Origin of the sequence: Carnobacterium sp. ISL-102, from assembly GCF_018612935.1 — a bacterium.
Taxonomy (GTDB): Bacteria; Bacillota; Bacilli; order Lactobacillales; family Carnobacteriaceae; genus Carnobacterium_B; species Carnobacterium_B alterfunditum.
This window is the reverse complement of the sequence record NZ_JAGGRF010000012.1, coordinates 1-22,907: the sequence shown is the minus strand read 5'-3', so window position 1 is coordinate 22,907 and position 22,907 is coordinate 1. Positions and strand designations below refer to the sequence as shown.

The window sequence follows — 22,907 nt, the reverse complement described above, 5'->3', positions numbered from 1 at the left end:
TTATTAATTAAGTAAAGAGGAAATTTTGTATTTTTTAGCAGTAAAAGTGAAAAATTTCACAAGGAGGAAATAACTATGACTTTTAATGTTTTGATGTACCATGAATTTCGAGAACGAGGCGATGTGGATGTTATGAATCCATCGACTATTTCGGTTGCACAAAATTATCAAGATGCTTTACCAACAGTACTTTTCAGTTACATAGATGATTTTAAAGAACAAATGAATTTTTTGAAAAGTGAAGGCTACCATACATTGACGCTTCAAGAAATGAAAAATTTTTACGAGAAAGGAATACCGTGTCCAGAAAAATCGGTTTTAATAACATTTGATGATGCATTTCAATCAGTGCACAAGTATGCCTATCCGATTTTGAAGAAATTACAGTTTCAGGCAGTAAGTTTTGTGGTATTAGGTTGGCTATCACAAAAGAAAAAAATATTTGATCCAACTGTATCAGCAGTTATGAGTAAACAAGAACTTGAAGAGATGAAAGATGTATTTGAATTCGCTAATCACACAACTAATCTTCACAAACGATACTCTAATGGAACAACTGAAATGCAAACGACTTCTTTTCAAGAGTTGAAAGAAGATTTAGAAAGATGTGGAGAATATGTGACCTACCCAGATGTATTTGCTTATCCGTTTGGAATTTTTGCGTCTGAGGATACAAAACGCTTAGCTGAAGTCGGTATACATTATGCGTTTACTACTGTTCCAGGGATAAATACAAAAAGCACACCTTTGCTAGAACTACACCGTGATACGGTGATGCTTGATTGTACATTAGAAAAATTTAAAACAATTGTGGAAAGAGGAACGAAAAAATGAAAAAATTAGTTAGACTCTTAATAGCAATCATATTGGTAGGAGCAGCAGCAATAGCATTGGCAGCTTGTTCAACGGATGCCAAAACAGTTCAAAGTAATGAAGCTAGTTCTTCAGACACTGTAAATGAGCCACTTAGATTTGGCACATTACCTGCAGAATCGGCTATTCCTATTATATTAGCTGAAGAGAATGGTTATTTTGAAGATGAAAATGTAGCTGTGGACATCACTCCTTTTAGTTCGCCAAACGATCGCAATGCAGCTGCTCAATCCGGTGAACTGGATGGGATGATTGCAGATGTGATGACAGCTCTTTCATTCCGGGAAGGTGGAATCGATTTGACGATTACATCTGATATCAATGAAGAATTTAAATTGTTGTCTTCACCTGATTCAGGAATCATAGAAATCAAACAATTAGATGGTAAAAATGTTTCATTAATACCTAAGCTGCTACTTGAATATATTATGGATGAAATAGCTGCCAAAAATGAAATTGGTTATGAAGTGGTTTCTATCCCTTCTATCCCGGCAAGATATGAAGCATTATTGGAGAATCAAATTGATTCGGTTATCTTCACTGAACCTCAAGCCACAGCACTTAAAATAAATGGAGCACATGTGTTGGCAAGTTCATCAGATTATGGAATCAAAGGCGGAACGATTCTATTTAGTGATGAGAGTGTAGCAGAAAGGTCTACTGACATTGCTGCTTTTTATCGTGCGTATGACAAAGCGGTTGATTATATAAATACAACTGATCCAGTTGAATACAGTACTAGTTTAAATGAGTATAATTTCCCTAAAGAAATGGGAGACTATTTATCCAATAAAGAAGAAGGTTACACTAAAGCAAAAGCTGTTACTAAGGAACAATATGCTAGTATTGAAGAGTGGACCAAGGAGAAAGAAATGATCAGTAAAGATTATGCGTATGAAGAATTGACCGATTTTTCTATGCTAAAAGAATAGTAAAAATACCACGATTTGACTGTCTCAATTAAGAGAATCAGTCAAATCGTGGTATTTTTTAGTTTGAAATCAAATTGATTTATTCCATGGAGTCAAAAACCATTCAAGGAGATCGATCAGTTTAAATAATAAAAATCCGACTAAACAAAGCGCCAGTATGCCGCAAAACATTTGGGAATAATCAATGACAGACCAAGCATTCATAATGTAATAACCAAGACCAAATTGAGTAGCATAATTTTCTGCAAAAAATAGCGAGGCTACTGCAATCCCAATACAAACACGTAACCCACTAATAATTTGTGGGAGAATAGCTGGATAGAGTAGATAGATAAAGGTCTGCCATTTACTCGCATGCATCATCTGCATCACCTGATAATAGGACTGGTCAATTTGATTTATGCCATCGCGTACGGATAGAATTAGTTGAAAGACGATGATCCAGACGACTAAGCTGATTTTTGATGCATCACCTAAACCAAAAACCAGCATGAAAACCGGTAGAAATGCGACTTTCGGTATAGGGTAAATGAAATATAGCAAAGGAGACAATAAACGATCTGCCCATTTGCTGGCTCCGATCCAAATACCTAAAGGCACACTGATCACAAAAGAAATAAGAATCGCCGATAAGATCCGGAATAAACTACTGAAGATATGGGGGAGCAGTATCGGAAACACTTCTATAAATAAACGAATCGTGTTGATCGGTTCTGGAATAACAGGATGTGACACGACAAAGTAGAGAGACTCCCAAACTAAAAATAAGCCTATCAAACCAATAAAAGTATCTAAAGGGAATTTTTTGTTTCTATTCATGCTGTGTCCCGCTTTCTAGACTTTCTCGAACCATTAAGCACATGTCGTAAAAGGCCAGCTTTTTACGACTATTTTCAATTCCAACTAAAGGATTATGTATGATCTCATGTATTCCGCTTTGATTCATAACAATGATTTGCTCTCCTAGAAATACTGCTTCCTCGATAGAATGAGTAACTTGTAAAAGAGTTGTCTTTTTTGTTTGATGAATGGATAAAATCAGATCCTGCAATTGCTCTTTGGTCATGGCATCCAATGCTGAAGTAGCTTCATCTAAAAGAAGGATCTCAGGATCTAAATTCAAACTTCGTGCAATTGCTACACGTTGTTTTTGCCCGCCGCTAATCTGAGAGGGATAGAATTGGGCAAGATTTAAAATGCCTAATTTTTTTAAAAGGTGGTTTGTCTTCTTTTTGATACTGTCAGGACTATGATGGGTTATTTTAAGCCCCATCGCTACGTTATCGAAAACGGTAAACCATGGAAGCAAAGCGTATTCTTGAAGAATGATTCCAGTATGAGCTGGGAAATCGGTTACTGGAATATCATTTATTTTCATTTCTCCGCTGACAGGTTTAATAAATCCGGCTAAAGCATGAAGAATAGTCGTTTTTCCGCAGCCGGAGGGTCCAATTATGACACATGTAGAGTTAGATGGAATAGCAAAAGAGATCCCATTCAATACAATTTTATCTTTAAACGAACAAGTTAACTTGTTCACAAATATAGCGTTTTTAATCATTCAGCTGTCTCCTTTGGGTAGTCGATTCTATTATAAAATTTATAGTCATGACATACAAACAACTTTTAAAAATATAAAAGGTTAAAATGATGTAAAAAATTTTATTCTGACTTCAAAAATTCAGAAAAATGGCTTCTGAAAGTAATTATTATTTGATTTCAAAAAACACTGGCTTTTTATTCGTAAATCCTTTATAATAAAAAGTGCCGAAAGGCCGTACGGCAATGATAGACTTTCGAATCGTGTCAGATCCGGAAGGAAGCAGCACTAAGGATGTTCCGTCATGTGCCGTTCGTACATAGAATAAAAAAAAGAAACTGCTGATTGGAAAATCAGCGGTTTCTTTTTTTATTTTATTCTTCAGTATAATTATATAGCTGAAACTGTAAAGAGTCTTTGACTAGCTGTTTAAATTCTGCCTCAAATAACGTATAATAGAGAGTAATTATGAACGGTTCAAGAAAGGGAGAAATGCATGAGTTATCAAGCACTTTATCGAGTATGGCGTCCCCAACGATTTCAAGATATCGCGGGTCAAAAAGCCATCACACAAACGTTAATAAATGCCTTGGCGCAAGGGAAAACAAGCCATGCATACCTATTCACTGGGCCTCGTGGAACAGGAAAAACGAGTGCAGCTAAAATTTTTGCTAAAGCCATTAATTGTCCCAATTTAAAAGATGGGGAACCATGTAATGAGTGTGAAACGTGTCGTTCTATTACTCAAGGTCAATTAAATGACGTGATTGAAATTGATGCGGCCAGTAATAATGGAGTAGAAGAAATTCGGGATATTCGGGATAAAGCAAAGTATGCACCGACTAGTGCTGAATATAAAATTTACATCATTGATGAAGTCCACATGTTAACAACTGGAGCTTTCAATGCCTTACTGAAGACGTTAGAAGAGCCCCCAAAAAATGTCGTTTTTATTTTAGCTACAACAGAGCCGCATAAAATCCCTTTGACCATTATTTCTAGAACACAACGGTTTGATTTTAAACGAATCAGCGTTCGTGATAGTTGTGAGCGGATGACATATATTTTAAATCAAGAAAAAATAACCTATCAGGAAGAGGCTTTAACGGTTATTGCCAGAGCTGCTGAGGGTGGTATGCGGGATGCCTTAAGTATATTAGATCAAGCAATCTCATATGGAGATGATTCAGTAACTGTTGAAAATGCAATGAGTGTTACTGGTAGTTTGACACAAGAATTAGTTTTAGACTATTTTGATGCTATTATTCAATCCAATACTGAAAAAGGTTTATCCCTTTTGCAAAGTATCTTGTCAGAAGGAAAAGATGCCAGCCGTTTTGTAGAAGATTTGATTCTGTTCAGTCGAGATTTGTTGGTTTATCAGCAAGCTCCCCAGATGACTGATTTACTGGAAGGCGCTAATGTTGACGAGGGATTTAAAACACTCAGTCAAACGATTACAGCCCAACAATTGTATGAAGTCATCGGGATCCTAAATGATACTCAACAAGAGATGCGATTTACAAATCATGCGGAAGTGTATTTAGAAGTTGCAACGGTAAAATTGACTCAATTAGCTGTTGCTGCGTTGGTAGGCAGTACAGCAGTTGAAGAGTCGAGAGTGAACGGAAATACCCAAGTTGAGCAGCAAAAGCTCACGGATATGGAGAAAGAGCTCCTAGAAATGAAAAAGCAGCTGCAAAAACTTGCTAAGAATGGCGGAACGCCTCAGCCACCTAAGAAAACACCTAAAGTGGTCTCTAAACCAGGAAATACCCAATTTAAAATAAATACGACGATGATCCACAAGTTATTAAGTGAAGCAACAAAAGAAAATTTAGCTCAGTTGATCGATATTTGGCCTGATTTATTGAGTATGCTGTCAGTAACTCAGCGAGCGATCATGAAAGCTTCAACACCAGTTGCGGCAAGTCCTAATGGATTGATCGTCTCATTTGAATATGATATTTTGTGTCAAAAAGCTACAAATGATAATGAATTGCTTGAAGCCATCAGCGAAAATCTACAACGTTTAGTGGGGTATTCACCAAAAATGATCTGTGTTCCAGCAGAACAATGGCCAATTATTCGAGAACAATTTTTGAAACTTAATAAAGAGTTGTTGAAGAAACCTTCAGTAGAAAAAAGCACTTCTCCAGCTGTTGTTAAGGGTGAGACCCAAGTTGTCTCTGATTTTGAACAAGAAAATTTAGCTAGTTTAGAAACGGCGTTACCTGAACCAGATGAAGATGAAACCATTGTGATAGAAGCTATGGAGTTGTTTGGAGAAAAAAACGTCGAAGTAAAAAATGATTAAAAATCAACCAATTGAAAGGAAGAGTAAACGATGCGTGGAATGGGAAATATGCAAGGCATGATGAAACAGATGCAACAAATGCAAAAAGAAATGGCGAAATCTCAAGAGGATCTAAATGTTAAAGAATTTTTTGGAACAACTAATGGAGATTTGGTCACTGTAACGTTGACTGGAGAAAAGAAAATGAAAGATATCGCTATCAAACCAGAAGCAGTCGATCCGGATGATATTGAAATGTTGCAAGATTTAATCATTATGGCAACAAATAATGCTTTAGAAAAAGTAGAAGTTGAAACACAAGCCGTTATGGGGAAATACGCTAAAGGCATTCCAGGTATGTAAACCACAAATAAGCAGATAATGATTAAAAATGGGATTCCTTGCGGGTCCCGTTTTTTGAATCTTATAATTCCTGCATAAAAAGGATGAGAAGGGAAATGGCTATGCAATATCCAGAACCGATATCAAAATTAATGGACAGCTACATGAAATTACCCGGAATTGGGGCGAAAACAGCAGCTCGCTTAGCTTTTTTTACGATCGACATGCGCGAAGAGGACGTAACGGACTTTGCTAAATCGTTGATCAGTGCAAAAAGAGACCTGCATTATTGTTCCATTTGCGGCCAGATTACAGAAGATGATCCTTGTCAAATATGCCAAGATAAATCACGTGATAGAAGCATTGTTTTAGTTGTAGAAGATCCAAAAGATGTCATGGCTTTAGAAAAAATGCGTGAATATCATGGGTTGTATCATGTATTACAGGGTGTTCTTTCTCCAATAGAGGGAACGGGCCCAGAAGATATCAATATACCGAGTTTGATCAAACGATTGCAGTCAGATGAAATCAATGAAGTGATCATTGCAACAAATGCCAATGCTGAGGGCGAAGCAACAGCGATGTATTTATCGAGACTGATCAAGCCAGCAGGAATTAAGGTAACACGCTTGGCTCATGGACTTTCAGTTGGAAGCGATATTGAGTATGCGGATGAGATCACATTGCTAAAAGCAGTTGAAGGGCGCAGAGAACTTTAGCCAAAAATCAAGAAGGAGGCTGGAAAAATGCTGTTCAAGAAAAAATATGCATTACGAAGAGAGTATGATGCAGCCTTGCTAAAATTAATGACAGAGACAAAAGAAAAATGGGAATACGCAAAAAGAATCGAATATTCGGTCATTGAAAAAGACAGTCTGTTATTTGCTCAAACAAAATTAGCAGAAGCAAAGTATTTTTATTTGTTTAAAGAAGCTAAAAAACGGCACATTAAAGGTGACACGTCAACTTTAGGATCATTTAAGTGATCAAAAAGCGAGGAGGAGCGAGGATGAATGAAAAAAATAGTACAGAACAGCATCGTCGCCCTCTATTTGATGCATTAAAGCAACATGAAAAGAAGGAAAAGGTCTCTTTTCATGTTCCAGGACATAAAAATGGCATAAACTGGGATGAATCATTAGACTCTTTTCACTCTATGCTTCCTTTTGACCAAACAGAAGTTTCAGGACTGGATTATTTACATGAACCAGTTGGCGCTATAAAAGAAAGTCAAGACTTGTTGAGTGGATTATATGGCAGTAAAAAGAGTTACTATTTAATAAATGGCTCAACGGTGGGTAATTTAGCGATGGTCATGGGTGCAACGAATAAAGGCGATCAAGTATTTGTTGATCGAAGTTGCCATCAATCCGTTATCCATGCATTAGAGTTAGCGGAACTGCGACCGATTTTTTTAACACCTGAACTGACTGAATTAGATGAAGCACCTTTGGGAATTACGTTGGAAAGGTTAAAAGAAGCTTTTGGGAATTATCCATCTGTTAAGGCGTTGATCGTAACGTATCCTACGTATGATGGAATGGTTTATCCACTCAAAGAATTGATAGACCATGCTAGAAAAAGCGAGTGTCTAGTGTTAGTAGATGAAGCACATGGACCGCACTTTACATTAGGAGATCCTTTTCCTGCTTCAGCGTTAGATTTAGGAGCAGATGTGGTCGTGCAGTCTGCACATAAGATGCTGCCTTCTTTTACACAAACAGCGTATCTGCATATCGGAAAGCAAGCGTCACTTTCTTTGGAAAATAAGGTTGAACATTATTTGCACATCTTCCAATCTAGCAGTCCATCTTATCCATTGATGCTCTCGTTAGAGTACGCTCGTTATTTATTAGCTTTTTTTAATGAAAAAGACTTGAAAACTACTTTGGAATACCGGGACCTATGGAAAAAACAATTTGAACATGCTGGTATAGAATTCTTGCAAAGCAGCGATCCTTTAAAAGCGAGAGTATCTTGGGCAGATCATAGTGGTGAAGTGTTAGCTGCTCAATTAGAAAAGCAAGGTATTTTTGGCGAAAAGATAGATCATGCTACAGTGCTGCTGACGTTTCCTCTTCTAAAACAAGGAACAGACGTTGGCAAACCATTTTCTATACAATTACTGCAGCAGGAAGAAAAAGAGTGGATCAAAAATAAAAAAAAGACGGTGTCGATTGACCCTTATACAGAACTAGATTTAGACTATGACAGTCAAAAAAAGCGCACGATTGAACGAATTCGCTTGGAAGAAGCAGAAGGAAGAATTGCAGCACAGAATATAACACCCTACCCACCAGGGATCCCATTTGTGTTAAAAGGAGAAAGACTAACGATTGAACAGATCAAGCAATTGGAGTATTACTTAAGTCAGTCAATGAGAGTTGTTGGACTTGGAAACGAAATAAATCTTGCTGTTTTTTCTGAAAATGATTGATGCTATCGTGAGCAATAAATAAAAGCTATTAGACTGTCAGACATAGATACAGTATAATGAGAGTAGCTATAAAGCTAGATTAAGAAGTTAGGAGCTTAGAATAGTGAAAGGAATATTTATTACAATTGAAGGTCCAGATGGTGCAGGTAAAACTAGCGTTATAAAAGAACTTATTCCAATGCTAGTCAAAACAGTTCAACAAGAAATTGTTGCGACAAGAGAACCTGGAGGCAGTCGGATCGCCGAAGAAATTCGTGAACTTATTTTAAATCCAGAAAATACTGAAATGGATATACGTACAGAAGCATTATTGTATGCAGCCGGGAGAAGGCAGCATTTGATAGAAAAAATCATTCCAGCCCTAGAAGCAGGAAAAGTAGTTATATGTGATCGCTTTGTGGATAGTTCACTGGCTTATCAAGGTGTAGCTCGTGGTATTGGTGTTTCTGAAGTAGCTAAAATCAATCAATTCGCAACAGAAAATCTTTCTCCTGACTTAACACTCTATTTAGATATCGAGGCACATTTAGGTTTGGAACGAATCAATCAGAATAAAGAAAATCGTCAATTTGACCGTTTGGATCAGGAGACACTAGAGTTTCATGAAAAAGTTCGATCCGCCTATCTAGACATTGCAAAAGAACAATCTGAGAGGGTCGTTCAAATCGATGCAAGCCAAGAATTAGAAAAAGTTGTTGAAGAGTGTTATCAGACCATCATAAAAAAAGTAACGGGATAAAAATATGAGGAGTTGATTTTCAATGAAATTAATATTAGCTATAGTTCAAGATAAAGACGGCGGACGTCTATCGAATGAATTTGTAGATGCAGGTATACGAGCAACAAAGCTTTCAACAACAGGGGGCTTTTTAAAAGCTGGAAATACTACATTTATTATCGGAATCGAAGAAGAACGTATTGATGAAGTATTAGATCTTATTCGTAGAAATTGTCAATCAAGAGAACAATTTATGACTCCTCCGGTCAGCTTAGACATTTCAATGGAAACATCTATGCCTTACCCAGTAGAAGTTCAAGTTGGTGGAGCTACTGTATTTGTATTACCTGTTGATCAGTTTCAACAATTTTAAAATCGGGTCGTGATAACTATCGAAGAAAAATTAAATTGGCTACAGCCTATATTGTTCAAACAATTTAAAAAAACAGTGCAGCAAAAACAGTTAGCTCATGCTTATCTTTTTGAAGGCGTTTCAGGAACGGGTAAAAAAGAACTGAGTTTATGGTTAGCAGCTAGTTTGCTTTGCCAAGAAGGAACAGAAAAGATTCCTTGCGAAAAGTGCCAAAATTGTCGCCGAGTGTTTGAACATCAACATCCGGATGTAATTGAGATCATTCCAGATGGCTTATCTATAAAAGTGGAGCAAGTTCGTAACTTAAAAGCAGAATTTTCAAAAAGTGGTGTAGAAAGTCAGCAAAAAATCTTTATAATTGAAGATGTTGAAAAGATGACGACCGGTGCTGCAAACAGTTTGTTGAAGTTTTTAGAAGAACCTGAAGGAAGCGCAGTAGCATTTTTATTGACTACAGCTAAACAACGGATCCTTCCAACGATTTTATCCAGGTGTCAGCTGGTTCATTTTCAGGCGTTAACCAAAAAAAAATTAATGTTAGAGCTTGAAACTAAAGGACTATCTATTAATCAGGCTTCTTTATTGGTACAATTGACTAATAGTGTAGAAGAAGCACTTGAAATGAATGAAAATGAATGGTTTCAAGAGGCAAAAACAATTGCTTGGAAATGGTTTACACTGATCACGAATAAAGATCGTCAAAGTTTCGTTTATGTACAAACGACTATCATGCCTCATTTTAAAGATCGTGATGCTCATAGAAGGTTATTGGATTTAATTTTATTAGCCTACCGAGATGTCTTAATGATCCATTATCACACAGTTGATGTATTGGCTTATGCACGTTATCAAAAAGAACTTGATCACATTAAAACAGAACATACAGGAATAGTAACAATACAAGCTATCGAAACTGTTCTACTTAGTCGTAAAAAACTAGAGAGTAATGTCAATGCTCAAGGTGTTTTTGAACAGCTTGTTTTACAATTAATGAAATAAAAGTCAAAAAATGACTAAAACGAGGATCATAGCAAAGAGTGGGTGAAAAATAGATGGATAAAAAAACTTTATATGATAGTTTTACTCAAATAGAACTGGATACTGATACAACTCTCCATCAAATTTCTAAAATTAAAAAAGAGGTTGAAACATTAGTCGAAGAAAATGCTACTCTTAGCATTGAAAATCAACATTTGAGAGACCGTTTGAGTGATCTTGAAAAGCAGCAACGATCAGATGAAGAAGTTGTAGAACCTGAAATGAGTAAATCGCGTTTAAATCTCGAAAAATTATATGAAGATGGATTTCATGTGTGCAATGTGTTCTATGGTTCAAGAAGAGTGAATGATGAGCCATGTGCCTTTTGTTTAGATGTTATTTATGGCGAAAGAAGATAAACATGAATTTAATAAAAAAACTTGTAACCGTAATGAAAATGGCTACAAGTTTTTTATTATTTATAATTATATTAGCTGGAAAATAGTCTTTTAAACTAAACAGTCTGTTTGAAAAAGTATAAATCGAATAGTTATCGTAGAAGATAAGCCATAAAAGGGAGTCGATAAAAATAATGAGAGCTGTATCAATCAAAAAACCAGGTAATTCTGAACAGTTGGAAATCCGAGAACACACGATGCCTAAGATCAAAGAAGGAGATCTATTGGTACACGTTAAAGCAAGTGCTATAAATCGAACTGATATCATGACACGTGAAAATAAACAATTGGCTGAACCTTATCCAATATTAGGAGTCGAGGTTGCGGGAGTTGTGGTTGAAAATAGCAGCAGTTCCGATAACCGGTTGGCTCCTGGGACACGCGTTGCAGGGCTAGTAAATCACGGCGGATATGCAGAGTATGTAGCTATGCCGTCGAATCGAGCCATACTTATACCGGACAACATGAGTTTTGAAGCAGCAGCGGCAATTCCAGAAGTTTTTCTGACAGCCTACCAAACACTTTACTGGTTGGGAGAGTTAAAGTCAGATGAAACAGTTTTGATTCATGCAGGAGCCAGTGGTGTAGGAACAGCGGCTATCCAATTAGCAAAAAAAATGACTAAAGCACAGGTCATCGTAACGGCGGGCTCAAATGAAAAGTTGGAATTATGTAAAGCACTAGGAGCAGATAAATTGATCAATTATAAAGAAGAAGCGTTTGATCAAATCGTTTTAGATTATACAGCACAAAAAGGTGTTGATTTGATCTTAGATTTCATCGGAGCTTCATACTGGGAAAAAAATTTAACTAGTCTAAAAGTAGATGGACGTTGGATCCTCATTGGCGTGTTAGGCGGAACAGTAGTTGAAAAGATCAACTTAGGCAAGTTACTGCAAAAACGAATCACGTTAAAAGGGACTCTTTTAACGCCTAGAAGTGATGACTATAAGGCTCAATTAACAAATGAATTTATTGAAAAGGTCATGCCCTATTTTGAAAAAGAGCTGATCAAACCTATTGTAGATAGTGTTTTCTCACTACGTGACGTAGCTAAAGCTCATCGCTATATGGAAGACAATAAAAATTGTGGGAAAATAATCTTGAAGATCGAGGATCAAAGCGAGTAACAATTGGATTTTACCCATTTTATATTCAAGGAGATCTCCATATGGTATAGTAAAAATGATTATAATTGAAGGAAGTGTCAACAGTGAATCAATGGTTACAAGATGATGAACGTATGGATCAATTGCTCAGTCATAACTTATCCATTATCCAAAGTCCATCCGTTTTCTCGTTTTCATTAGATGCAGTATTATTAGCAGATTTTGCTCAACCAGCTAAACACGATCGGACAAAGATTGTTGATTTATGTGCAGGGAATGGAGTTGTCGGCTTGTTGCTTAGTCAGAAAACAAGCAGCTCTATTATTGGAATTGAATTACAAGAAAGATTAGTTGATATGGCCAATAGAACTATTCAAATCAATGCTTTAGAAGGCCAACTTTCAATGGTGCATGGAAACTTAAGTGATGCAAGTAAGTGGATCAAAAAAGATACGGTTGATACGTTAACATGCAACCCACCGTACTTTGCCGTAGGAGAAAAAAGCATCAAAAATCCTAATTCCCATTTGGCTATTGCCAGACATGAATTGCATACAAATCTAGATGAGGTTATGAAGGTCTCAAGTAGCTTATTAAAAATGAACGGAAAAGCTTATTTTGTTCATCGTCCAGATCGACTGATCGAAATTTTGGAAACAATGAAGAAGTATCAGATTGCTCCTAAAAAAATGCGTTTAGTTTATCCTAAAGAAGGAAAAGAAGCTAATACGTTATTAATAGAAGGCATAAAAGATGGGAAAAATGCGGGATTCCGCGTTTTACCGCCACTTTTTGTGTACAGCGAGGATAATAACTATTTACCAGAAGTGAGTGAGATGCTGTATGGAGTCCGTTAGTTATTTTTACGTCTTGTATTGTCAGGATGAAAGCTTTTACGGCGGATATACGACGAATCTTACGAGAAGAGAGCTAGAACACAATCAAGGTGTTGGAGCTAAGTACACAAAACCACAAACGAGAAGACCGGTAAAAATGATTTATGCTGAGGGCTATGGAACTAGAAGTGAAGCTACAAAAGCAGAATATGCTTTTAAGAAACAAACAAGGAAAAATAAAATAGACTATTTAATAAATCAAGGAGTAGTGTTTCCCATTCAAGCGACGAAGTCTTGTTTGTTAAACATGCAAAAAATAGAAGCAAAGGAAGATGGAAAAAATGCAGAGTCAAAAAAGTTTTGAACACACTCAGGGTGGAAGTTTATATCTTATTCCCACGCCTATTGGAAATCTAGAGGATATGACATTTAGAGGAGTAAGACTATTAAAAGAAGTCGATTTGATTGCTTCTGAGGATACACGTACAACTCAAAAATTACTGAATCATTATGAAATAAAAACACCTCAAATCAGTTTTCATGAACACAATACACAAGAAAGAATTATTCAACTGATTGAAAAATTAGAAACAGGTATAACAATTGCACAAGTGAGTGACGCAGGAATGCCCTCTATAAGTGATCCTGGACATGAGCTGGTTGTAGCTTGTATCCAAGCTGGAATACTAGTTATTCCGTTGCCGGGAGCGAACGCCGGACTAACAGCACTGATTGCGTCTGGAATAAGCCCACAACCTTTTTATTTTTTCGGCTTTTTACCACGTAAGAAAAAAGATCAACTCGTTGCTTTAGAAGAATTGAATCATCGACCTGAAACGATTATATTATATGAATCGCCGCACCGTTTAAAAGAAGTATTGAAGAATATGTCAACCGTTTTTGGAATGGATCGCCGCATCGTTTGTTGCCGCGAATTGACGAAAAGGTACGAAGAATTTATAAGAGGTACGATTGAAGAAACGATTGACTGGTCAATGACGAATGAAATTAGAGGCGAATTTTGTTTGATTGTTGAAGGAAATAGTGCCGGATCGCTTTTAGCAGAAAAAGATACAAGTTGGGAAAGTTTGTCGTTAAAGGAACACGTTGATTTGATGATCACTGAAATGGAATTTACTAGTAAAGATGCCATTAAAGAAGTAGCAAAACTAAGAGGATTAAAGAAGCAAGAAGTTTATGCAGCTTTTCATGAATTTTAACATAAAAAAACAACTAAAAGCATCTACCCTCTTCGCGGAAAAGGATTTCCAAAGAGAGGGTAGATGCTTTTTTAGTAGTGCTATTACGCAAGCTAAAGCATTGGATCCAATGATCAATTATTACGGTTTGCTTTATCTTCTGCTAATAAATCGCGAATCTCTTTAAGGTATTGTTCAGCAATTGGAACTTCAATTTCTTCAATAACGTCTACTGGTTTTTTTAATTTACTTGCAGCATTGTTGATGATTTTAATAAAGATAAAGACAACAAGTGCAATCAACGTGAAGTCTACAACGGATTGTAAGAAAGCACCATATTCTAAAGTAGCGCCACCAACTTCTACAGATAAACCTTTGATGTCTTTTCCGCCAGAAAGGATACCGACAAGGGGCATAATAATATAACTTACAAGTGCAGTAACAATGGCAGTAAATGCAGAACCAATAACGAGTCCCACCGCTAAATCAAGAACATTCCCACGAAAGGCAAATTCTTTAAATTCATCCATAAATTTTTTCATTTTTTTCTCCTCCTTACAAATAGTTCTAATTAGTATCATCTAGACCAAACTTAACTATACCAGAAGCGTGTTTTTAGTGTCTATCTTTATGCATAAATTATCCGGAGCAATTTTTTAAGTATTGGATCAAGGTAAAAAAGATGAAATTATGAAAATTAATGAGGAGTAAGAACAAAATAAGGTATAATGAAGGAGCGAATAAGTTTTATAAGGGGGAAAAGAAATGAAGAAAAAGTTTAGTTATCTAGTGATCATCTCTTTAGGCATGGTTGTATTAAGTGCTTGTGGAACAAACGATGAACAAGAAGGTGCATCAACTGAAGCAACGCAGTCTGAATCAGTTGTATCTGAATCAACTGTATCTGAGTCAATTGCCTCTGAATCAACCGCTTCGCAAGCAGAAGAATCAGTAACAGAAGAAGTTTCGCTGCAAGAAAAGTACAATAAAGTTTATACAGATGGATTAGCTCAGTACGATGCTGGAAAATATGATGAAGCTGCCGGTACAATTGGACTATTGCTTCAAAATGATTTATCAGAGTACAATGAAATCAAAACAAAAGCTGTAAGCTTGGAAGAAAAAATTACTCTTGCTCAAGCTGAAGAAGCAAAAGCTGATGAAGCTACCGCAGTGATAGAAAAGTCAACTTATAAAACAGAACGTACGTCAGATCTAGCAAGTTCTGAATTCACAGAAGCAACAGGTAAAGATATCAAAACGGTTCCAGATGATGAAATCAGTACGTGGATAAGCGATAAAGAAGCTGCAGTAGAAGAAACACTTAAAGAAACAACAAAAGCAACACCCGAAGAAGAAATGACGGAAGTATTGAACCAAGTAGTTGCAATTTCTGGTATTTCGGCAGAAGATAATCAATTTTATGCAACTAAAACAGATGAGCAGACTTATACTGTTGAGATCCGCCATTCACACGAAGTAGATGGAGTGGGAATCTCTAATATGGTAGGTATGTTCAAATACGATTTAACAACAAAAGAGTTGAAGAAAATGGATCCGTTAACTGGTGAATATTCTGTATTCAACGGAACAGATTTCTAAAATTTAAAGCAAGCTAAAAAGCAGGAACTGGGCAATAGTCCAGTTCCTGCTTTTTAATTGTTATCGTTTTTTAATGTAATGTTCAACAGGATAATTAGAGAGTGGCAAGTCAGTAGATTCACCTGAGATGATTTGGCTTAACATGTGACCAATCAAAGGTCCAGAAGTCAATCCGGATGAACCTAGACCACTGGCTGTAAAAAGGTTAGGGTAACCGGGAACAGCTCCAAAAAAAGGAGCGAAGTCAGAAGTATAGGCTCTTGTTCCAACGCGTATCCCAGTGATGGTCGCATTTTTTAACCCGGGAGCAAGTTCTATCGCTTCTTCTAACATGAGGTCTAATTTTTCTTTGGTAGCTGTTAAATCATAGCCGCCATCATTTTCATGTGTGGCTCCCACGACAATTTTTCCATTCGCAAAAGGAATAATATCTTTTTCACCATCTGGCATAATAACCGGCCATTGAGACATATCTTCGTGTAAATGAAGTTGGACTAGCTGTCCTTTTTGAGGGCGGATATCGACAGCTAAATCGAGTGGATCAAGTAATTCAGGTAACCATGCGCCCACTGCTAAAACGACTGTATCATATGTTCTTTCTTGAGTGGCAGAGCTGATAAGATACTCAGTTGAATTGGTTTGAGATAATGTGATCTTCTCAGGATAATAATGTGCTCCGTTGGATTTAGCCTGATCGATCAGCTTTTTGGTCAATAGAGAGCCATCGACACGTGCGCCTCCAGAAGCAAATAAAGCCGATTCTTCTGAGCCGTATAATGGGAATTTAGCTTTGATTTCTTTGGGTGATAGAAGTGAGATCTCTCCAATTTCTGGAGCAGTTTCTAAACGTTTAAGAGCTAGTTGTTCTAATTTTTTTAGTAAGCTCGGTTTTTTTTTGAAGACAAGTGTTCCTACTTGCTGGTAAATATCTGAATCATTAAGAGGTTCATTTAAATCACGCATCAATTGAGGGTAAAAGGCCGCTCCCTTAGAGGCCAATTGATACCATTCTTTATTGCGGCGTTGAGATAACCAAGGGCAAATAATTCCAGCCGCAGCAGAAGTGGCTTGTCCCACACCATCATCATAGATAGCAACTTCATAATTTTTTTGGCTAAGGTAAAATGCAGCAGTAGCTCCTACAATACCTCCGCCAATCACGGCAATTCGTTTTATTTGTGTCATTTATCTTCATCCTTTTTATTTGTATCCTAGATGTATGTAATAGTATGAAATGTAGTACGAATGTTACATGAAGCAGATTGCGTTGTACAAAAAATAGGCAACCTAAATTAGTATGGAGCAAATACAGGTTTTAATAAATGAAAGCTATAAATAAAATTCCAATCTCACTTTTGCATAGAAAAGTGAGATTGGAATTTACTGTAAGAATAGGTTTTATTCACACTATTTTTGATTGCGTTTATACTATACATAAAAAGATTTTTTAACGGATTTGACCTTCTCCAAAAATAATGTATTTTGATGAAGTTAATTCACTTAGACCCATTGGGCCGCGGGCATGTAATTTTTGAGTGCTTATCCCGATTTCTGCACCAAATCCAAATTCAAAACCGTCTGTAAAACGAGTTGAAGCATTAATGTAAACAGCAGCAGAATCTACCTCGCGATGAAATTTAAGACCAGCAGCGTAATCATCGGTCACGATCGCCTCAGAATGACCCGTACTATAGCGATCAATATGTTCAATTGCTTCATCTAAAGAAGAGACTACTTTAACAGCTAAAATAAAATCTAGAAATTCTGTTTCCCAATCTTCTTGCTTAGCTGGAACTGCTTTTTGCAAGTAAGAGAGGGCTTTTTCATCTGCTCTTAACTCGACATTCCAAGGTGCCAATGCTTTTTCGATAGCAGGCAAGAAAGTCTCTGCTACATCTTCATGGATCAGTAACGTTTCAGCAGCATTACATACGGAAGGTCTAGAACATTTAGCATTAACAATGATATTGGACGCCATTGTCAATTGGGCATCTTTATCAATATACACATGGCAGTTTCCAGTACCTGTTTCAATCACAGGTACTGTAGCTGTGTCCATAACTGTTTGGATCAGCTTTGCACCGCCGCGAGGAATCAAAACATCCAAGTAGCGATTTAACCGCATCATCTCTTTTGAACTTTCACGTGTAATATCTTCAACTAGTTGAATCGCTGTAGAAGGAAGCATGGTTGTTTTAAGCGCATCTTGTAAGACGTGGACTAATACTTTGTTTGAGTGGATAGCTTCTTTACCGCCACGCAAAATAACCGCATTGCCAGCTTTAAAGCACAAAGATCCAGCATCAGTAGTCACATTTGGGCGAGATTCATAAATGATCCCGATAACGCCTAATGGAACGCGTTGTTTGCCAATCGTTAGACCAGCTTCATTTTTCCACATGCCATCAACTTTTCCTATTGGATCTGGTAAATCAGCTATTTCAAGGATCCCATTGGCCATGGCTTGTATGCGCTCTTCCGTTAAAATCAAACGATCGATCATGTTTTCTGATATCCCGTTTTCTTTAGCGGCAGTCAAATCTAATTTATTTGCGGTGAGAATAGTCTCTGTATGATCGATCAAGGCTTGGCTCATTGATTTTAAGGCTTCATTTTTTTCAGATGTTGTAGCTTTTGCAAGTGAGCGAGCTGCTTTCTTTGCTTGTTCACCTAATTGAATCAAGGTTTCCATAAAGACACCCTTTCTAATTTAGTTAGCAGAAAATAATGTTCCAATTTCTTTGCCTGCAATAATATCAAAAATAATTGTAGGATCTTCACCATTAGCCAATACCATTTGGCTGGATTTTTTTAAAATATGATCAGCAGCGACCAGTTTGGTAGACATGCCGCCAGTTCCATAACTTGATCCTTTTCCGCCAGCAAGAGCATATAAATCATCTGTGATAGTATGGATTTCGCTAAAAAGAACGGCATCCGGTTCATCATTTGGATTTTTATTATAAAAACCATCGATATCTGATAGCATGATCAATAAATCAGCATCGGTAATTTCTGCAACGATAGCGGATAAGCGATCATTATCGCCGAATTTAGTCAGATGATCGAGTTCGTCAACGGCAACAGTATCATTTTCATTTACGATAGGAATGATGCCTTTTACAAGTAACTGTTCAAAGGTGTTGATCGCATTTAGTCGACTAGCAGGGAATTCAACTATATCACGGGTCATCAAGACTTGACCGACGATCTGGCCATAGCCAAAAAAGAATTTACTGTAAAGATTCATTAATTCAGTTTGCCCTACTGAAGCTACAGCTTGCTGTTCAGGAATGGTTTTTGGTCGTTCAGTTAGTTGCAGGCGAGAAATGCCGACCCCTACAGCTCCAGAAGAAACTAAAATAACTTCTTTTCCTTGGTTCTTTAAATCAGATAAAACAAAAGTTAATTTTTCTAAACGTTGTAAATTGATGCTGCCATTGGCGTACATGATTGTACTGGTTCCAATTTTTACAATGATCCGTTTACAAGAGGATAATAATTGTCGAGAAGTTGTTGTCATTTTTTTCATCCATTCTATTCTTGATAATTCTAAAAATGTAATTTTATCCAATGGACAAGTCCATTGAAATAATCAGGCATTCGGTTCCTTTCAGTTTAACAGTTTCTGAGGTGAAAAACTAATTTTTTCTGATCTGTAATAGACTCGTATAGCTAAAAAAGCCCTGGACATTTGTGCCGGACCCTTTTAGCTATATAGTTGCTTAATTAATTGTTTAAAAGGTTTTATTCATTTTACGCATAATGAGCTTTTGAAGCTCAACTACTATAAGGATAGAAAATGCCAATCCAATAGCTATTAACCAATGAACAGTACTTAGATCAACCAAGTTAAAAATATCAGCTAAGAATGGTACAGTGGCTACCAAGGTAAGCAAGACAATGGAGAGCAGTGCCAACCAGAATAGATTAAGATTGGACGTGATCCCAACCTTGAAAATCGACTCTTTACTTCGTGCATTGAAAATATGCAGCACAGAAGACCAACCAAGAATTATAAAAGCCATTGTTTGACCAACTTCGTGACTTGTAGGGATAGCAGAATCAACGCCAACAAATGCTCCAATATAAAATCCTATCAATGTTGTAATAATAAATGCCAAAGAGGCGATAGTAATATTAAGATAGCCGCCATTTGCAAAAATACTTTCACCTTTAGCAGTTGGACGATTTTTCATAATGGTCGGATCAGCTTTTTCCCTGCTTAATGCAAATCCAGGGATCCCATCTGCTACAACATTTATAAATAGCAATTGGATGGCTATAAGGGGCAATCCCCATCCTAAAATGACAGCAATCAACATGATGAAAATTTCTGAAATGTTACAAGATAATAAGAAATAAACGGTTTTTTTAATATTTTCATAAACTCGTCTGCCTTCTTCTACAGCGTGAACGATCGTATCAAATTTATCATCTGTTAGAACCATATCAGCAGCATTTTTAGCTACTTCAGTACCCGCGATCCCCATAGCCGTACCAACATCAGCTGCTTTTAAAGCTGGTGCATCATTTACACCATCACCGGTCATAGCTACGACTTCACCATGGGATTGCCAAGCTTTAACGATTCGGATCTTATCTTCCGGAGAAACACGTGCGTAAACAGAGTAATCACGGATGGTTTCGGTTAATTTCTCATCTGAAATTTCGCTCATTTCAACACCCGTGATCGTTTTATCGCCTTTCTCAAGAATCCCAATTTTTTCAGCAATAGCAGAAGCAGTAGCAGCATGGTCGCCAGTAATCATAATCGTTTTGATACCAGCTGATTTGGCTTCTTTAACAGCTTGGAGGCTTTCTTCTCTTGGAGGATCGATCATGCCAACGATCCCAGCGAATGTAATGCCGCTTTCTAATTCTTCAGTAGACAGATTTTCAGGAAGTTGAGCGTATTTTTTATATCCAACAGCGATAACGCGAAGAGCATCGTGAGCAAATGAATCGTGAGTCGATTTAGCTTTTTGACCCACTTCATCCGCAGCAGCAGAAAAATCAACCGGTAAATGGTCAAAAGCACCTTTAGTAATTGAAATGTAGCCTTCATCTAGTTCATGAACAGTCGTCATCATCTTTCGACTGGAATCAAAAGGGATCTCGTGGATACGAGGGTAAGCATTGTCTAATTCGTTTTTTGGAAACCCTTTTTTCTGCAATAAACGGATGATCGCTGTTTCAGTCGGATCTCCGCTATTGACCTCCTCGCCATCGCGGTCCTCAATAGCAGCATTTGAAGCGAGGCTCATCATTTTAAGGACCCAATTTTCATCCTCATTAAACGTATTGTTGATTTCGATCGGCTCATGCGGAAAAGCCCAGATTTTTTGGATCGTCATTTGATTTTGAGTTAATGTGCCGGTCTTATCGGAAGCAATAACAGAAGCACTACCAAGTGTTTCAACAGAAGGGATCGTTCGTATAATGGCATTACGTTCGACCATGTTTTGGACGCCGTAAGCTAGTGTGATGGTGACAATAACGGGCAAGGTTTCAGGAACTGCAGCAACCGCGAGAGATACAGCTGTCATTAGACTTGTGATTAAAGCTTCACCTTGCATGAAGCTTAAAGTGAAAATAATGATTCCAGCGATTAGAGCTAAAATACTTATTTGCTTTCCTAAGCGATCCATTCTAGATTGTAAGGGTGTTTTTCCTTCTTTAGTGCGGTTTAATAAGTCAGCAACAGAACCCATTTCGGTATCCATCCCCGTAGCAACGACAATAGCTTTTGCCCGACCTTTAGTAACCAAGGTTCCAGAAAAAACAGTGTTGAATATATCTCCGATAGGACTGTTTTCTTCTACTTCAGCATTTTCGTTCTTTTCAACAGGGATACTTTCTCCGGTCAAAGCCGATTCTTCTACTTGCAGATTGCTGCTTGAAAGCAAGCGAGCATCTGCTGGAATTTTATTGCCGGATTCTAATAATAAAATATCTCCCGGCACTAGCTCAATTGCGTCGATAACTTCTTCTTGTCCATTGCGTATCACTCGTGCTTTTGGGGCAGATAAACTCTGCAGCGAAGCTAGAGCTTTTTCTGCTTTACCTTCTTGACGAATAGCGATGATGACGTTAATTAAAATGATAGAAAAAATCACAATAGGTTCTGAAAAATCATCGGGGTGTTCCGTGATGGCAATGTAGGTTGAAATTACTCCGGCAAAAATCAATATGATAACAGTAACGTCTTGCAACTGGTCAATAACTTTTGAAAATAAAGAAACAGACTCTGCTTCTTCGAATTGGTTAAGCCCAAATTGTTCTTTATACTGCTCAACTTCTTTAGAGGTCAAGCCTTTTTTTGGATGACTGTTAAACTCGTCTATGATAAAATCCGTTTTTTTTGTTTTAAAATTCATAACTTTCCTCCTAATGGAATCAAATTCGATTTTAAAAAGCAAGCGACCACTTGTTTGTGATGATTAATTATAGCAAAAAGTAGCAATGTTTTCAAGCAAATAGGCTTAGTATATAAGGATAAATGAGCATTAAGTAAAATAAAAAAAATCCATTGTAACACTCGGTTTCCTTAAAGATTTAACTACATTTAGAGTAACGTAAAATTTTTTTTAGGGGAGAGGGATTCTAAAAATAGGTAGAGTTCACAGTAAGCTAGACGTATCTTTTTTTCTAGTACATGTTATTATTAACTAAACAGCTTTTGAAAGGGGATGCAATGTATATGAATATTGCTTTTATTGCACATGATAAGAAGAAAGATGAAATGGTAAGATTGACTACAGCATATAAAGAAATCATTAAAGAACATCAAATATTTGCTACAGGAACAACAGGACAACGAATAATTGATGCAACTGGTTTAAATGTTCATCGCTTTAAATCAGGTCCGCTTGGAGGAGATCAACAAATCGGAGCTTATGTATCTGATAATAAAATAGATTTAGTTATATTTTTGAGAGATCCTTTAACACCCCAACCACATGAACCTGATATTTCGGCACTGCTAAGATTATGTGATGTTTATGAAATACCTTTAGCAACTAACCTTGGAACGAGTGAAGTTTTACTGAGAGGTCTAGGAAGTGGATTTATTGAATGGCGTAAAACACAACGCGACTCTCAATTAAAAGAACTAGAAGCATTCGAATGAAAAAAGGAACATCGGACAATTTAAATTGTCCGATGTTCCTTTTTTATTACATATTTTTTATTACAAGCCGCATTTTAATTTA

The 22,907-nt window shown here is 36.9% G+C and carries 24 protein-coding genes and 1 other RNA gene; 18 read left to right on the top strand and 7 right to left on the bottom strand.

The window, feature by feature from the left end:
• Positions 1-75: 75 nt before the first annotated feature.
• Together J7E16_RS06970 and J7E16_RS06965 are read left to right on the top strand one after the other, a co-directional pair.
• The gene (locus J7E16_RS06970; RefSeq protein WP_214890296.1) at positions 76-834 is read left to right on the top strand and encodes a polysaccharide deacetylase family protein; all 759 of its coding nucleotides are present in this window, start codon (positions 76-78) and stop codon (positions 832-834) included.
• Entirely contained in the window at positions 831-1,805 is a 975-nt protein-coding gene (locus tag J7E16_RS06965) for an ABC transporter substrate-binding protein (RefSeq protein ID WP_214890293.1), read from the top strand. The genes J7E16_RS06970 and J7E16_RS06965 overlap by 4 nt, the downstream gene beginning before the upstream one ends.
• Positions 1,806-1,874: 69 nt before the next feature.
• On the opposite strand, the gene J7E16_RS06960 is transcribed toward J7E16_RS06965, so the two are convergent.
• Together J7E16_RS06960 and J7E16_RS06955 are read right to left on the bottom strand one after the other, a co-directional pair.
• Positions 1,875-2,624, bottom strand: a complete 750-nt coding sequence (locus J7E16_RS06960; protein WP_214890289.1) for an ABC transporter permease — start codon at positions 2,622-2,624, stop codon at positions 1,875-1,877.
• Complete coding sequence (locus J7E16_RS06955; RefSeq protein WP_214890285.1) at positions 2,617-3,366, bottom strand: ATP-binding cassette domain-containing protein; 750 nt, start codon at positions 3,364-3,366, stop codon at positions 2,617-2,619. Before J7E16_RS06955 ends, J7E16_RS06960 begins: the two co-directional genes overlap by 8 nt.
• Before the next feature lie 213 nt (positions 3,367-3,579).
• Between J7E16_RS06955 and ffs the strand changes: the two genes are divergently transcribed.
• The 14 genes from ffs (at position 3,580) to rsmI (ending at position 14,112) form a co-directional block, all read left to right on the top strand.
• Positions 3,580-3,666: signal recognition particle sRNA small type (gene ffs, locus J7E16_RS06950), an RNA gene on the top strand.
• 175 nt (positions 3,667-3,841) lie between these two features.
• Positions 3,842-5,662: a DNA polymerase III subunit gamma/tau gene (gene dnaX / locus J7E16_RS06945; protein WP_214890282.1), complete on the top strand. Its 1,821-nt coding sequence runs from the start codon at positions 3,842-3,844 to the stop codon at positions 5,660-5,662.
• A gap of 30 nt (positions 5,663-5,692) precedes the next feature.
• Positions 5,693-6,004, top strand: a complete 312-nt coding sequence (locus tag J7E16_RS06940; protein ID WP_214890279.1) for a YbaB/EbfC family nucleoid-associated protein — start codon at positions 5,693-5,695, stop codon at positions 6,002-6,004.
• A gap of 101 nt (positions 6,005-6,105) precedes the next feature.
• Entirely contained in the window at positions 6,106-6,702 is a 597-nt protein-coding gene (gene recR, locus J7E16_RS06935) for a recombination mediator RecR (RefSeq protein ID WP_034549040.1), read from the top strand.
• 27 nt (positions 6,703-6,729) lie between these two features.
• Entirely contained in the window at positions 6,730-6,969 is a 240-nt protein-coding gene (locus J7E16_RS06930; RefSeq protein WP_214890276.1) for a YaaL family protein, read from the top strand.
• A 23-nt stretch (positions 6,970-6,992) separates the two neighbouring features.
• Positions 6,993-8,420 carry an aminotransferase class I/II-fold pyridoxal phosphate-dependent enzyme gene (locus J7E16_RS06925; protein WP_214890273.1) on the top strand — a complete coding sequence of 476 codons (1,428 nt, stop codon included), beginning with the start codon at positions 6,993-6,995 and terminating at the stop codon, positions 8,418-8,420.
• A 103-nt stretch (positions 8,421-8,523) separates the two neighbouring features.
• Positions 8,524-9,159 (top strand): dTMP kinase, encoded by a 636-nt coding sequence (gene tmk, locus J7E16_RS06920; protein WP_214890270.1) that lies wholly within the window; start codon positions 8,524-8,526, stop codon positions 9,157-9,159.
• A 22-nt stretch (positions 9,160-9,181) separates the two neighbouring features.
• The gene (darA, locus tag J7E16_RS06915; protein WP_034547302.1) at positions 9,182-9,511 is read left to right on the top strand and encodes a cyclic di-AMP receptor DarA; all 330 of its coding nucleotides are present in this window, start codon (positions 9,182-9,184) and stop codon (positions 9,509-9,511) included.
• Between the two features lie 9 nt (positions 9,512-9,520).
• Positions 9,521-10,510 carry a DNA polymerase III subunit delta' gene (gene holB, locus J7E16_RS06910; RefSeq protein ID WP_353049872.1) on the top strand — a complete coding sequence of 330 codons (990 nt, stop codon included), beginning with the start codon at positions 9,521-9,523 and terminating at the stop codon, positions 10,508-10,510.
• A gap of 53 nt (positions 10,511-10,563) precedes the next feature.
• Entirely contained in the window at positions 10,564-10,908 is a 345-nt protein-coding gene (locus J7E16_RS06905; RefSeq protein ID WP_214890269.1) for an initiation-control protein YabA, read from the top strand.
• A gap of 173 nt (positions 10,909-11,081) precedes the next feature.
• The gene (locus J7E16_RS06900; protein ID WP_214890268.1) at positions 11,082-12,077 is read left to right on the top strand and encodes an NAD(P)H-quinone oxidoreductase; all 996 of its coding nucleotides are present in this window, start codon (positions 11,082-11,084) and stop codon (positions 12,075-12,077) included.
• A 113-nt stretch (positions 12,078-12,190) separates the two neighbouring features.
• Positions 12,191-12,913, top strand: a complete 723-nt coding sequence (locus J7E16_RS06895) for a tRNA1(Val) (adenine(37)-N6)-methyltransferase (RefSeq protein ID WP_251006111.1) — start codon at positions 12,191-12,193, stop codon at positions 12,911-12,913.
• Positions 12,900-13,256, top strand: coding sequence for a GIY-YIG nuclease family protein (locus tag J7E16_RS06890; protein ID WP_034547307.1), 357 nt, complete (start codon positions 12,900-12,902; stop codon positions 13,254-13,256). Before J7E16_RS06895 ends, J7E16_RS06890 begins: the two co-directional genes overlap by 14 nt.
• Positions 13,234-14,112: a 16S rRNA (cytidine(1402)-2'-O)-methyltransferase gene (rsmI, locus tag J7E16_RS06885; RefSeq protein WP_214890266.1), complete on the top strand. Its 879-nt coding sequence runs from the start codon at positions 13,234-13,236 to the stop codon at positions 14,110-14,112. Before J7E16_RS06890 ends, rsmI begins: the two co-directional genes overlap by 23 nt.
• Positions 14,113-14,225: 113 nt before the next feature.
• Here rsmI and mscL read toward each other — a convergent pair whose 3' ends face one another.
• On the bottom strand, positions 14,226-14,633 hold the full coding sequence (mscL, locus tag J7E16_RS06880; protein ID WP_214890265.1) for a large conductance mechanosensitive channel protein MscL: 408 nt from the start codon (positions 14,631-14,633) through the stop codon (positions 14,226-14,228).
• A 223-nt stretch (positions 14,634-14,856) separates the two neighbouring features.
• Between mscL and J7E16_RS06875 the strand changes: the two genes are divergently transcribed.
• Complete coding sequence (locus J7E16_RS06875; RefSeq protein ID WP_214890264.1) at positions 14,857-15,693, top strand: hypothetical protein; 837 nt, start codon at positions 14,857-14,859, stop codon at positions 15,691-15,693.
• Positions 15,694-15,753: 60 nt separating this feature from the next.
• Here J7E16_RS06875 and J7E16_RS06870 read toward each other — a convergent pair whose 3' ends face one another.
• From J7E16_RS06870 to J7E16_RS06855, 4 genes are all read right to left on the bottom strand, one after another.
• Positions 15,754-16,878: an NAD(P)/FAD-dependent oxidoreductase gene (locus J7E16_RS06870; protein WP_034547315.1), complete on the bottom strand. Its 1,125-nt coding sequence runs from the start codon at positions 16,876-16,878 to the stop codon at positions 15,754-15,756.
• A 262-nt stretch (positions 16,879-17,140) separates the two neighbouring features.
• A complete protein-coding gene (locus J7E16_RS06865) occupies positions 17,141-18,385 on the bottom strand; it encodes a glutamate-5-semialdehyde dehydrogenase (protein ID WP_214890261.1) in 1,245 nt (414 codons plus the stop codon).
• Between the two features lie 18 nt (positions 18,386-18,403).
• Entirely contained in the window at positions 18,404-19,225 is an 822-nt protein-coding gene (proB, locus tag J7E16_RS06860; RefSeq protein WP_214890322.1) for a glutamate 5-kinase, read from the bottom strand.
• Between the two features lie 205 nt (positions 19,226-19,430).
• The gene (locus J7E16_RS06855; protein ID WP_214890258.1) at positions 19,431-22,073 is read right to left on the bottom strand and encodes a cation-translocating P-type ATPase; all 2,643 of its coding nucleotides are present in this window, start codon (positions 22,071-22,073) and stop codon (positions 19,431-19,433) included.
• Between the two features lie 323 nt (positions 22,074-22,396).
• Between J7E16_RS06855 and mgsA the strand changes: the two genes are divergently transcribed.
• Positions 22,397-22,825, top strand: coding sequence for a methylglyoxal synthase (mgsA, locus tag J7E16_RS06850; protein ID WP_214890256.1), 429 nt, complete (start codon positions 22,397-22,399; stop codon positions 22,823-22,825).
• The last annotated feature ends 82 nt before the right edge of the window (positions 22,826-22,907 follow it).